The sequence below is a fragment of the Maribacter polysiphoniae genome (genome assembly GCF_003148665.1).
Lineage (GTDB): Bacteria > Bacteroidota > Bacteroidia > Flavobacteriales > Flavobacteriaceae > Maribacter_A > Maribacter_A polysiphoniae.
The window spans coordinates 88,451-101,368 of the sequence record NZ_QGGQ01000013.1 but is presented as its reverse complement, the minus strand read 5'-3'; the positions used below and the strand labels follow the sequence as shown (position 1 = coordinate 101,368).

Genomic DNA, 12,918 nt, shown 5'->3' with positions numbered 1-12,918 from the left:
ATAAACCAATCGTCTATTGGCGATAAACAAAAACAAATACCATGAGTAAAGTAATCAAAATCTTAGGAACGGGTTGTCCAAAATGCCAATCAATGACCGGTGTGGTTCAAGAAGTAGTCACAGCGAACAAGATTGATGCATCCATAGAAAAAGTTGAGGATATCGTAGAAATCATGAAGTTCAACGTGATGTCCACCCCTGCCTTGGTTATAGATGATGTTATCACCGTAAAAGGTAGAATACCCTCAAAAGATGAAGTATTGAAACTACTCAGCTAAATACAACACACGCCATGAACTACCAAATCAAGGCCTCATCCATTTCAGATCAGGATGCTGTTCTGCACATAAAACAATCCGACATCGATTTTGGCACTACGCCCAAAACAGCCGAGATTTTACCCAACCCTGCAGAAATGTTCTTGGGGGCATTTGCCGCCTGCATGCTAAAAAATGTAGAGCGTTTTTCTGAAATGCTGAAATTCACCTATACAAAGGCCGACCTGGAAGTAAATGCGGTTCGTCTTGACAAACCCCCAAGGTTGGATAGCATCAACTACACCCTAAAAATCCATAGTAGTGACAAAAATTTGAATACGGATTTACTCAAAAAGAACATTGAGAAATTCGGTACTATTTACAATACCGTAAAATTATCATGCGCTATTAGCGGTACCATTATAACCATTGAAAATGTTTGATTGGATACAACATTTCGCCGATTGGCTCGTCTATGAAGTCTTCGCCCTCGGAAAGGGACAACACCTGTCGGAAGCCTTGAATTTCTTTATTTACGATACCATAAAGATCTTGCTGCTACTTTTGACCATCATCTTTTTAATGGGAGTCGTCAATAGCTACTTTCCAATAGACCGGGTTAAAAACTATCTGTCACGAAATAAATTGTACGGCTTGGAATACCTTATGGCAAGTCTTTTCGGGGTGGTCACCCCCTTTTGTTCCTGCTCATCGGTACCCCTGTTCATTGGCTTCGTCAGTGGTGGCATTCCCTTGGGGGTTACCTTTGCCTTTTTAATAACCTCCCCCTTGGTCAATGAAGTTGCAATTGGCTTGTTTGTAGGGCTGTTTGGTATCAAAACGACCATTATATACGTCATCAGTGGCATTCTATTGGGCACAATTGCCGGCAGTATTTTACAGAAACTACGATTGGAACGTTATTTGACCCCATGGGTCCTAGAGGTGCTGGCCAATGCCCAAAGGGACCAGGATATATTCCAAGCAGAAAAACAATCCTTTAGACAACGCTTGCCTGTTATTTGGAAGGAAGCCTCCAATATTCTTAAGGGCATAATACCCTATGTGATCATCGGGATTGCGATTGGCGGATTAATGCACGGTTATATACCCGAAGGTTTTTTTGAGCAGTATATGGCCAAAGACAATCTTTTTGCCGTACCCATGGCTACCATTCTGGCCGTACCCATGTATTCCAACGCCTCGGGCATTCTCCCCGTAGCACAGGTCTTAGTCGCGAAAGGCATTCCCTTAGGTACCGCCATCGCCTTTATGATGGGTGTCGTTGGACTGTCTTTACCGGAGGCAATGCTCCTTAAAAAAGTAATGACCTTAAAATTGATCGCCATCTTTTTTGGGGTAGTAACCCTTTGCATCATCATTTCAGGATATTTATTCAACCTCATACTATAACCAAAATGTACGTTTAACATGAAAACAATCAAATTTTTAGCAATCTTGGCCCTAACCACCGTATTCACCTCCTGTAACGGTCAAGAAAAAAACAAAACCAATGCCATTGACCCAGCCATTTCCAAAATAGAGGTGCTGGACTTCCATTCAACACATAGGTGTATGACCTGTAAGGCGATAGAGGCCAACACACAATATACACTCAATACTTATTTCGCAAAGGAACTGAAAGAGGATAAAATCACATTCCAGGTTATCGACGTTGATCAAGAGGAAAATGGAAAAATCGCTGAAAAGTTCGAGGCCGCGGGCACTGCCCTATTCCTGAATGTCATCAAAAAAGGAAAGGAAACCCCAATAAACCTAACCGATTTCGCCTTTATGAATGGACTTGATCAGGAGCAATTTTCCAAAGAACTGAAAGCGAAGATCGATACGGAACTAACGGGGCTTTAAATGGACTACCTGCAATCGCTCTTAGCGGATTACAATTTCCCCCTTCTATCGGCTTTTATACTGGGACTAATGACTGCCATTAGTCCCTGTCCATTGGCAACCAACATTACCGCGACTGCTTTTATTTCAAAAAACATATCGAGCAAACGCAAGGTGTTTTTAAGTGGCCTGTTGTATTCCTTGGGCAGGGGATTTAGTTATACTGCGATCGGTTTAGTCTTATACTTTGGGGCCAGCAAATTCCATATCGCCCGCTTTTTCAATCAAAATGGGGAGAAATACCTAGGACCCTTGTTGATCATTATCGGTCTGATCATGCTCAATGCGATCAAACTCAACTTTTTGGGTAAGTTGAATTTTCAAGAGAAACTATCCGACAAATTCAAGGATCAAGGTTTATTGGGGTCTTTTTTTATCGGAGTGATTTTTGCCCTGGCTTTTTGCCCGTATAGTGGAGCCTTGTTCTTCGGGATGCTGATTCCGATGACCATAGCCTCGGCAGACGGACTTTATTTACCCATCGTATTTGCTTTGGCAACAGGGCTTCCGGTAATTCTTTTTACCTATCTATTAGCCTTTACGGCCGGTAAAATAGGGGTGTTCTACACTAGAATTACGAAAATAGAAAAGGCAATGCGATTAGTGGCAGGGGTCGTATTTATACTAACAGGGTTGTATTACGTCCTCATCTTCACCGGTTTATTGAAGTAATAATCCGTAAGTAGCGGATTTATATATCGACAGGGTTTCAGTATTTGGACTAAAAAATACCAGCGCTTTTATTATCTTGGTTAAGTCAACCGATAATCCCAAAGGGTTTGTCGGTTTAAAATCACATTCAAACGATTTACCATAACGCGCCGAAAGATGAATATAAACAGTATCCCTGTTGATCTAAAAAACATCATAAATCCAGAACAACCCGATTTCATCGTCAAATGCCGAAGAAACTACCCAAGAAAGAAGGCCTTCTCCCTCTTGTTTTTCTCTTTGTTCTGGAATGTCTTTGTAAGCATTTTTGTCATTGCCTTTATTGTACCCTTGGTATCCGGACAGGAAGTACATTTCACGACCAACGATGTACCGACCACGGGCAGTCTTGACAATTGGGAACCCGTATTGGTACCGGCCCTCATAATAGGTTTGTTCGTTGCCGTGGGTATTGGGATGTTCCTTTGGGCCTTGGTTTTACTTTTCCAAAAAGGGGGATTTTTCGCAGGCACCGAAACGCGGCTTATAAAATATAGAAATGGAAAAATAACCGTAAAGGATTGGGAACAATTTTCGGGCAATATCCAAGTAAAAAACAAACAGATCTACGGTGACTTGGAAATGGAACTACGAACAGGAAAAATGAAAAGTCGCAATAAAGGTTCTGATAAATTCGTACCGGATATCGTTTATCTGTCAGGTGTGAAAAACGTCTTTGACATTGAAAAGAAATGTAGGCTTAGAATACGTGAAAACGACCCCACACCAAAAATAACCCTTGAGAACAATATCGATTAGGTGAAAATCCGTCGAAAAAAATGGAAAAATCATATCAGGAAACCTTTAAGACCTGGAATAAGATCGCCCAGTTATATGAGGATAAATTCATGCTCCTCGATTTATACAATGACACTTATGCTATTTTTTCCGATTCTTGGCACACAACCGACGCCACAATCCTGGAAATCGGATGTGGTCCAGGGAATATTACACGCCATTTAAAAAAGAACAACCCGAATTGTATGGTCACTGCCATCGACGTCTCCAGCAATATGGTCGAACTCGCCAAAAAGAACAATCCCGATGTAGATTTTCGAATCATGGATTGCCGTAATATACAGGAGATAGAAAACACCTTTGATGCTATCATTTGTGGATTTACCATGAACTACTTGTCAAAAAACGATTGCCTAAAATTGATTTCCGATTGTAATGACCTCATGCAGTCGGAAGCTGTTTTATATATGAGTTTTGTCCCTGGTGATTACAAGAAATCGGGATATATTACGGGTAGTACAGGAGATAGAACCTATTTTTATTATCATGACCCAAAAGTCATCATAAACGAACTGGACAAAAACTCTTTGTCAGTAATCCATAGTATTGAAAAGGAATATCCCAAATCGGATGGTACCACTGAAATCCATACGATTATTATTGCCAAAAAAGGAAAAGCCTTATAACTGTATTCATCTTGATTACACGTACCTGATCAGAAAACAAAAAGACAAATCATAAACTAATTTAACAACAAGCTGATATTATTTTATCCTCAAAAAAAACGAAATAGTAATAAATCACAGTACCGACAATACTATTTAGAGCTAAAATCATTCAATACCGCACGATTAAATAAAAAGCCTTCTGTACGTTTGTTATGGTACTAAGTTCATAAATTTGGCCACGCTTAAATAAATGTCATGCTATTTTTCAATGATCACTTTCGCATAAAGGACCATTGGTATGCGGCTTAAACAGGAACCAATAGATAACACGGAACGGAATGATCACACATATCAGCATAGAAAATGGTCAGTTCAAAGTAGAGACTGGACTTGAATCCTTAAATCCAAACATCATCTGGATCGATTTGATCAGTCCTACCAAGGAGGAAAAAAAACAAATTGAACAGTATTTTGGGGTAGAATTGTTCACCATACAAGAAAGTGAGGAAATCGAGTCGAGTTCAAAATACACTGAGACGGAGAATGAAATAGGGATCAACCTGAACTTTTTAAGGTCTGAAAAGAACAAACACATCAATGAGCCGGTCTCATTCATCCTTAGGGAAAACTTTTTGATCACCCAGCGGGAACATGAATACAAAACATTCCAGGATACGTACAAGAAAATCAAATCGGTAAAACCAAAAACCGGAATCGATGTCTTTTTGACCATTCTCGATACACGGATCGATTTTGATGCCGACTTGATCGAAAATATTACGGAACAGATTTCCGGGATAAGTAGAGGATTGGTCAAGGATAATACCATAGAACGTGAAATCCTCTTGAAGATAACCACCTTTCAAGAATCCACCATTTCAATACGTGAGAACATTATTGAAAAGCAACGTATTTTGTCTGCGATACTCAAAAGCAAGTTTTTCCCACAAGAGGATTATGAGAATATCCGGGTGATGATTAAGGATGTCGGTTCTTTGTTAGACCATACCAGTTTTAACTTTGAACGTTTGGAGTTTCTACAAAACACGTTTTTGGGGTTGGTGGATATGGAACAAAACCGGATCATTAAGATCTTTACAGTGGTAACGGTGATTTTTATGCCCCCTACCCTAATCGCCAGTATGTATGGTATGAATTTTAAGTTTATGCCGGAATTGGGTAAGACCTGGGGCTACCCATTAGCTATAGGACTCATGGTACTCTCCTCTATATTGACGCTTTTGTTCTTTAAACGTAAAAGATGGCTTTGAGGCCCAGCCCTTGTTAGGTTCCTATATATAAATTACAGTGGTTTTCGGTCATTTTCAATTAACCATTAATGGATCGATCCAAAATGTCTTGGACATTAAGGTTTGTGCAGGCCTAATTAAAAACCTATTACATAGGACAAAATACATCTATTACCTCAGAAAGCGAACAATCTGGTTTTACAACGAATATGTCCCCCTTCCTTAGTTGTTCCCTTTCAACGCGTTTTCAAATAATTGAGCACATTGTTTTCAATACGCTCCTGAATATTCGAAATATCGGCTTTTTGAAATTTCTCCCCTGTGATATTCTCGTAAAGTTCAATATAACGTTCCGATACCGTTTCAATGTATGCATCGGTCATTTCAGGTAAGGTCTGACCTTCCAACCCTTGAAAACCATTACCAATCAACCATTGGCGTACAAACTCCTTCGAAAGTTGTTTTTGGGCCTCTCCCCTATCTTGACGTTCTTGGTATCCCTCTGCATAAAAATAGCGTGAGGAATCCGGCGTATGGATTTCATCTATCAAAACGATCTTACCGTCCTTGGTCTTTCCAAATTCATATTTGGTGTCGACCAAGATCAAGCCCCTGTCGGCAGCGATTTCAGTTCCCCGTTGGAACAGGGCTTTCGTATATTTTTCCAATACCGAATAATCCGCTTCGGTAACAATACCCCTTTTGATGATATCGGCCCTTGAAATGTCCTCATCATGGTCGCCCATTTCGGCTTTGGTCGCTGGAGTGATTATGGGTTCCGGGAATTTATCGTTCTCTTTCATTCCCTCGGGCATGGGAACTCCACATAGTATTCGCTTACCAGCCTTATATTCTCGTGCGGCATGGCCAGAAAGATAACCACGTATAACCATTTCGACCTTAAAAGGCTCACAGGCATGGCCTACGGCCACATTGGGGTCTGGAGTGGCCAATAACCAATTGGGCACTATATCTGCCGTATCAGCCATCATCTTAGTGGCGATTTGATTCAAAATCTGCCCTTTGTAGGGTATTCCCTTAGGCATCACCACATCAAAAGCAGATAGTCGATCAGTAGCGACCATGACCATTATATCATTCTCGAGACGATACACCTCGCGTACTTTGCCCTTATAAACACTTTGTTGCCCTGGAAAACTAAAATCGGTATTCGTTATCGTTTTGCCCATTTGATATACTTAATTCTGATGTTCTATATTTTTGTATGCGTCGATTACTTTCTTGACCAGTTTATGACGAATGACATCCTTGTCATCCAAATAAATCATTTCAATACCTTCGACATTCCCTAAGATCAACAAGACTTCCTTTAGACCCGAAATGACCCTTCTGGGCAAATCGATCTGTCCAGGGTCTCCCGTAATGAGGAATTTGGCATTTTTCCCCATACGTGTCAAGAACATTTTCATTTGCGCATGTGTGGTGTTCTGTGCCTCGTCGAGAATCACAAAGGCGTTGTCCAAAGTCCGTCCCCTCATAAAAGCCATTGGCGCTATCTGAATGGTACCATTCTCGATATAATGTGCCAACTTTTCAGTCGGTATCATATCCCTCAGGGCATCATATAAAGGTTGCATATAGGGATCCAATTTTTCCTGAAGGTCCCCTGGCAAAAAACCAAGGTTCTCACCGGCCTCCACAGCGGGCCGAGTCAAAATAATCCGCTTTACCTGTCTTTCCTTAAGTGCCTTTACCGCTAAGGCCACCCCTGTATACGTCTTACCGGTACCTGCTGGTCCAATGGCAAATACCATATCGTTTTTAAAGGAGGCATCCACCAATCTTCGTTGGTTCATGGTCTGGGCCTTGATCAACCGACCACTCACACCGTGCACCAATACTTCCCCACTATTGGCGGGTGATTCATAGTCCTCCTTGCCATTGCTGGTCAATACACGTTCGATGCTGTTTTCGTCCAATTTATTGTATTTCAAAAAGTGTTGGGAAAGCATATCGAACCTTTTATCGAATTCCTCCAAAAGTTCCTCGTCCCCGTAGACCTTTATCTTATTTCCCCTTGCCACGATCTTGAGCTTTGGGAAATATTTTTTTATGATGTCAATGTTTTCGTTTCCTTGTCCAAAAAACTCCCTTGGACTAATCTCGATAAGTTCTAGAATAAGTTCGTTCAAAAAATGGTGGGGTGTTAAATTAATGCCTGAAATAATAATTTCACTTGGCTGTTTTTTTGTTTAATTTTGTTTAACAAACTTAAGTAAAATTTAGGTTTGACGAATCAAAAACATATCAACATTGCTACATGGCAATAATCACCTTAACAACCGATTTCGGACTTAAAGATCACTTTGTGGGCGCTTTGAAGGGTGCTATATACAAAGAACTTAGTGATGCTAGGATTGTTGATATTTCACACAACATTAGTCCGTTCAACATTCAGGAATGTGCATACATTCTCAAGAACTCCTATAAAAGCTTTCCCCAAGGCACCATTCATATCGTTGGTGTCGATTCTGAAGCCACTCCGGAAAACCAACATATTGTGGTTTTTGTTGACGGACATTATTTCATCACCGCCAATAATGGGGTTATCGGATTGATCATTTCGGAAATCAAGCCCGAAAAAGTCATCGAAATCAATTTACCCAATACCACGAACGGCCCTTTTCCTGTGATGGATGTATTTGTTAAGGTGGCCTGCCATATCGTTCGAGGGGGCACATTGGAAGTTGTTGGCAAAGCCTTTGAGGATTTAAAGGACCTCAGGGATTTTTCACCGCGAATAGCCGATGATGGCAAAAAAATCGTAGGCAGTGTAATCTATATCGATAATTACGGCAATGTTGTGACCAACATAGAACGAAGCTTGTTCGAAGCCTATAGGAAAGGACGCACCTATGAATTGCATGCACGAACCAGCCTGATCACTAAAATCCTGAATAATTACAGCGAGATCGTTAATTACGATTTGGAACGCAACAAACGAAAAGGAGCCGGGGACTTACTTGCCCTTTTCAATTCATCGGGATATATAGAACTTGCCATTTATAAAAGTAACCTGAACACCGTTGGTGGGGCCTCTACCCTATTAGGACTCGATTACCGGGATACGATCACCATTAACTTTACATAAATGTTGATACGTATTGTAAAATTGACATTTGAACCCGGCCATATTGCCGAATTTGAGGGGATTTTCAAAACCTCAAATGCATTGATAAAGAATTTCGATGGATGTTTGTCCTTGGAATTATTACAGGACATCACCCATCCCAATGTCTTTTTTACCTATAGCCATTGGCAAAGTGAGGACCACTTAAACGCATATAGAAACTCAGAGGTGTTCAAAAGCATTTGGGGCAAGACCAAAATATTGTTCAGTGACAGACCGGAAGCTTGGAGTGTACATAAAAAGGTTTAAGATTGTAAAAGCACCCAAATGCCCCTTGCTGATGACGCCCATTGGGCTATTTGACAAACGAACTTATAAACATAGGATAAATGTTTCGATGATTTTTTTATAGGGTAAGGATTTGACAACAGGCGAACTCAAATTGGGACTATTCCGTATTTACGGGCAATACCGAAGCTTATGATAAGGTAAGAGCCCGTTATACTTAGAAAAAATAGTGCCCACTTGGATAATGGTAAGTGTTAATAAGTTTGTTTCATTAGAAAGGACAATTAAAATATCTTTGTTTGATTGCGTATAGCATGTTCAATCCATTTTAAAGGGCATGGCCTGTAAAAAATAAAACGAACAAAAAGTAATTCAGAAAAAAAGAACATCGAATGAAATTTATAGTATCCAGTACTTATTTACTTAAACAATTACAGGTTCTAGGGGGTGTAATCAATAACAGCAATACCTTACCCATCTTAGACAATTTTCTATTTGATTTAGAGAAAAACAAATTAACGGTTTCAGCATCTGACCTCGAAACTACCATGAGTACGGTACTTGAAGTCGATTCTGATAATGAAGGGACGATTGCCGTACCGGCCAAGTTATTGCTCGAGACATTAAAGACCTTTCCTGAGCAACCACTGACCTTCGTCGTAGAGGATAACAATACGGTTGAAATCAGCAGTAACCATGGTAAATATGCACTGGCATATGCCGATGGTGCCGAATTCCCAAAAGCTGTTGAATTGGCCAACCCCAGCGCTACTATTATTATGGGTGATATATTGGCAACAGCCATCAACAAGACCATTTTCGCTGCAGGAAACGATGATTTAAGACCCGTAATGAGCGGGGTGTTCTTTCAATTTTCCCCAGAGAACCTGACCTTTGTGGCCACAGATGCCCATAAATTGGTGAAATATCAAAGAGCGGACGTTACCGCTTCACAAGTGGCGGAATTCATTATGCCCAAAAAACCATTGAACCTTTTAAAAGGAATCTTAGCGGGCAGTGAATCGGAAGTCACCATAGAATACAACGAAAGTAATGCCAAATTCAGTTTTGAGAATACCGAATTGATCTGTCGATTGATCGACGGTAAATATCCTAACTACGAGGCGGTAATCCCTAAGGAAAACCCCAACAAACTGACGATTGCCAGAAATCAATTCCTAAGTTCCGTTAGGCGTGTTTCCATATTCTCGAACAAGACCACCCACCAGATACGATTGAAGATCGCCGGGGCGGAATTGAATATTTCAGCTGAGGATATTGATTACAGCAATAAAGCGGAAGAACGTTTAACCTGTTCGTACCAAGGCGATGATATGCAAATTGGGTTTAACTCCAGATTCTTGACCGAAATGCTCAATAATTTGGGTTCTGATGAAGTATCCTTGGAAATGAGTTTACCCAACAGGGCCGGAATCCTAACCCCAATTGATGGTTTGGATGAAGGTGAACACGTTACCATGCTCGTGATGCCGGTAATGTTGAATAGCTAGAAATACTACCAACCTAAATAAAAAAGACCACCGTTATAGGTGGTCTTTTTCTTTAATGCAAATTTTTAATTAATCGATAAAACGGATCGTACCAAAATAACTGGGCGATTCGCCATTACTGGCCCGCACCGCATTTACGATGGGCATTACCAAGGAAAGGATTCCCGCAAACACCAAAAGTAGTATCCCCATTCCTAAAAGGAGTATACCCGGTATTCCGATAACCACATAGAGGATAAGGCTCAATTGTAGATTAATGATCGACTTACCATGCTCGTTCATTCCCAGAACGGCATCCCTATTGGTAAGCCATAGGATCAAGGGAACAATTAACCCTCCAAATCCCGTAACATAATCCAAATATTGGGTCAGATGGGTAATGACAAGAAGTTGTTTGTCTTCACGAAGTGCGATGTTTTGATTTATTATTTCCATTTTTTGATTGATTTAAGATGAATAACTACTTATACGACGCAAAAACCAATCTTTTGTTACAGGCAAACCAACCGTTATTTATTCGAATTGAGCTTTTCTAGTTTTATTTTATCCTTTGTTATTGTTGTTTTGAGTTTCTCCATCTTGGCCTTCATCTTTTCAATATCCACAGGGGATAACTTTCCTTTTAAAGTACCTTTCCCCAGTTTATCCTGTATCGCTATTATTTTTCGTTCGTTTTTTGCAATAGCCTTTTCCTTTGCTTTAATGTCCTGGTCCAATCTTTCGGCCTGTTTCTTTTTTTGGGCTTTCTTTTTTAGATCCTTCTCAATTTTGGCGGCTTTCCGCTTCTCCTTTTCCACCTTTTTAATAACGGCCTTGCGCTCCACCTCAGCCTCCTTCATCATATCAGGGGTGCTTTGGAGGTCAGTTTGTGCATTGGAGACCTGTAAGGTCAGGATACATAATAACGTGAATATACATTGTTTCATTCCCAGTTGTTTTTATAGTTAATGGTTCGGTGAATATATAAAATTTGTTGATTCAAAATCCATGGCACAACACTATGTTAATCCTATCGGATATAATTCTGATTTGTCTATTTTTGCGTTAAAATTCCATTCCATGACTCCATCAGACACTATTGTTGCACTGGCTACACCTTCGGGTGCAGGCGCAATTTCCATTATTCGTGTTTCGGGCAAGGATGCCATTACATTGGCCAATGGGGTTTTTACATCCATTCATGGCAAGGATCTGACCCAACAAAAAAGTCATACCATCCATTTGGGCCATATTATGGATGGGGACAAAACCTTGGACGAGGTCTTGCTATCCCTATTCAAAGGTCCACATTCCTATACAGGGGAAAATATCATCGAGATATCCTGTCATGGGTCACCATATATACAACAACAGATCATTCAATTATTCCTTCGTAAGGGATGCCGAATGGCCGATGCGGGTGAATTCACCCTTCGTGCCTTCCTGAATGGCAAACTGGATTTGAGTCAGGCCGAAGCCGTAGCCGATTTGATTTCGAGTGAGAACGAAGCATCCCACCAAATAGCCATGCAACAAATGCGCGGGGGTTTCAGTAACGAAATAAAATTATTGCGGGATGAACTGTTGAATTTTGCCTCTTTGATCGAATTGGAATTGGATTTTTCCGAAGAGGATGTTGAATTCGCTGACCGTTCCCAATTCAAGGCTCTATTGGTTAGGATACAGGAGGTTCTGAAACGATTGATAGATTCCTTTGCGGTCGGTAATGTAATCAAAAATGGGATTCCCGTGGCTATTGTCGGGGAACCCAATGTGGGCAAGTCGACCTTGCTCAATGCCCTCCTGAATGAAGAACGTGCCATTGTATCGGACGTTGCGGGTACCACAAGGGATGCCATTGAGGACGAATTGAATATTGGGGGCATCGGATTCCGGTTCATTGATACGGCAGGTATTCGGGAGACCCAGGATATCGTTGAGAGTATCGGTATACAAAAGACCTTTGAAAAAATAACCCAAGCACAGGTGGTGCTGTTCCTTCATAGTGCCGAGGAATTCAAAAAGTCGGCAATCGACCTTAAAAGTTTACAGACCGAAGTCGGTAAAATAGCCACAAAGCATCCGGAAAAACCGTTAGTGATCTTGGTGAATAAAATCGATATACTGAGTAACCCCGAAAGGGAGTCCCTCGGGCAACTGCTCACCAATGTTGATGGAACCACTTCTCAGATGATCTCGGCTAAAACCGGAGAGGGAGTCGATGCCCTAAAAAACCAGCTTTTGCATTTTGTAAACACCGGTGCCCTACGTAACAATGAGACCATCGTCACCAATACACGCCACTATGATGCCCTATTAAAGGCTTTGGAGGAAGTACAAAAAGTGCAATTTGGCCTTGATGGTGGATTATCCGGAGATCTTTTGGCCATTGATATTCGTCAAGCCTTATATTATTTTGGGGAAATTACCGGTGAGATTACCTCAGATGACCTCTTGGGTAATATCTTTGCGAACTTTTGTATCGGCAAATAAGTATTTGATTTCAAATATTTATTT

16 protein-coding genes are annotated in these 12,918 nt (G+C 40.8%); 12 read left to right on the top strand and 4 right to left on the bottom strand.

Annotated elements, in window-relative coordinates; all coding sequences use genetic code 11:
* The first annotated feature begins 41 nt into the window (after positions 1-41).
* From LX92_RS19775 to corA, 8 genes are all read left to right on the top strand, one after another.
* The gene (locus tag LX92_RS19775) at positions 42-278 is read left to right on the top strand and encodes a thioredoxin family protein (RefSeq protein WP_109654328.1); all 237 of its coding nucleotides are present in this window, start codon (positions 42-44) and stop codon (positions 276-278) included.
* A gap of 14 nt (positions 279-292) precedes the next feature.
* Positions 293-700 carry an OsmC family protein gene (locus LX92_RS19770; protein ID WP_109654325.1) on the top strand — a complete coding sequence of 136 codons (408 nt, stop codon included), beginning with the start codon at positions 293-295 and terminating at the stop codon, positions 698-700.
* Positions 693-1,670: a permease gene (locus LX92_RS19765; RefSeq protein ID WP_109654323.1), complete on the top strand. Its 978-nt coding sequence runs from the start codon at positions 693-695 to the stop codon at positions 1,668-1,670. The genes LX92_RS19770 and LX92_RS19765 overlap by 8 nt, the downstream gene beginning before the upstream one ends.
* Before the next feature lie 18 nt (positions 1,671-1,688).
* Positions 1,689-2,126 carry a nitrophenyl compound nitroreductase subunit ArsF family protein gene (locus LX92_RS19760; protein WP_109654321.1) on the top strand — a complete coding sequence of 146 codons (438 nt, stop codon included), beginning with the start codon at positions 1,689-1,691 and terminating at the stop codon, positions 2,124-2,126.
* On the top strand, positions 2,127-2,837 hold the full coding sequence (locus LX92_RS19755; protein WP_109654319.1) for an aromatic aminobenezylarsenical efflux permease ArsG family transporter: 711 nt from the start codon (positions 2,127-2,129) through the stop codon (positions 2,835-2,837).
* Between the two features lie 156 nt (positions 2,838-2,993).
* Positions 2,994-3,635: a hypothetical protein gene (locus LX92_RS19750; RefSeq protein WP_109654317.1), complete on the top strand. Its 642-nt coding sequence runs from the start codon at positions 2,994-2,996 to the stop codon at positions 3,633-3,635.
* A gap of 20 nt (positions 3,636-3,655) precedes the next feature.
* On the top strand, positions 3,656-4,300 hold the full coding sequence (locus tag LX92_RS19745; protein WP_109654315.1) for a class I SAM-dependent methyltransferase: 645 nt from the start codon (positions 3,656-3,658) through the stop codon (positions 4,298-4,300).
* A gap of 320 nt (positions 4,301-4,620) precedes the next feature.
* A complete protein-coding gene (gene corA, locus LX92_RS19740; protein ID WP_109654313.1) occupies positions 4,621-5,553 on the top strand; it encodes a magnesium/cobalt transporter CorA in 933 nt (310 codons plus the stop codon).
* 215 nt (positions 5,554-5,768) lie between these two features.
* Here corA and LX92_RS19735 read toward each other — a convergent pair whose 3' ends face one another.
* Complete coding sequence (locus tag LX92_RS19735; RefSeq protein ID WP_109654311.1) at positions 5,769-6,722, bottom strand: phosphoribosylaminoimidazolesuccinocarboxamide synthase; 954 nt, start codon at positions 6,720-6,722, stop codon at positions 5,769-5,771.
* Between the two features lie 9 nt (positions 6,723-6,731).
* Positions 6,732-7,685 (bottom strand): PhoH family protein, encoded by a 954-nt coding sequence (locus LX92_RS19730; RefSeq protein WP_109654309.1) that lies wholly within the window; start codon positions 7,683-7,685, stop codon positions 6,732-6,734.
* Positions 7,686-7,813: 128 nt separating this feature from the next.
* On the opposite strand from LX92_RS19730, the gene LX92_RS19725 reads away from it, so the two are divergent.
* The 3 genes from LX92_RS19725 (at position 7,814) to dnaN (ending at position 10,422) form a co-directional block, all read left to right on the top strand.
* Positions 7,814-8,644, top strand: coding sequence for an SAM hydrolase/SAM-dependent halogenase family protein (locus tag LX92_RS19725; RefSeq protein WP_109654307.1), 831 nt, complete (start codon positions 7,814-7,816; stop codon positions 8,642-8,644).
* A complete protein-coding gene (locus LX92_RS19720) occupies positions 8,645-8,932 on the top strand; it encodes a putative quinol monooxygenase (RefSeq protein WP_109654305.1) in 288 nt (95 codons plus the stop codon).
* A 371-nt stretch (positions 8,933-9,303) separates the two neighbouring features.
* The gene (gene dnaN / locus LX92_RS19715; protein WP_109654303.1) at positions 9,304-10,422 is read left to right on the top strand and encodes a DNA polymerase III subunit beta; all 1,119 of its coding nucleotides are present in this window, start codon (positions 9,304-9,306) and stop codon (positions 10,420-10,422) included.
* Between the two features lie 69 nt (positions 10,423-10,491).
* Here dnaN and LX92_RS19710 read toward each other — a convergent pair whose 3' ends face one another.
* Both LX92_RS19710 and LX92_RS19705 read right to left on the bottom strand, forming a co-directional pair.
* On the bottom strand, positions 10,492-10,857 hold the full coding sequence (locus LX92_RS19710; protein WP_109654301.1) for a DUF4870 domain-containing protein: 366 nt from the start codon (positions 10,855-10,857) through the stop codon (positions 10,492-10,494).
* A 74-nt stretch (positions 10,858-10,931) separates the two neighbouring features.
* Positions 10,932-11,348: a hypothetical protein gene (locus LX92_RS19705; protein ID WP_109654299.1), complete on the bottom strand. Its 417-nt coding sequence runs from the start codon at positions 11,346-11,348 to the stop codon at positions 10,932-10,934.
* A 133-nt stretch (positions 11,349-11,481) separates the two neighbouring features.
* On the opposite strand from LX92_RS19705, the gene mnmE reads away from it, so the two are divergent.
* Complete coding sequence (gene mnmE, locus LX92_RS19700; RefSeq protein ID WP_109654456.1) at positions 11,482-12,894, top strand: tRNA uridine-5-carboxymethylaminomethyl(34) synthesis GTPase MnmE; 1,413 nt, start codon at positions 11,482-11,484, stop codon at positions 12,892-12,894.
* Positions 12,895-12,918 lie beyond the last annotated feature (24 nt).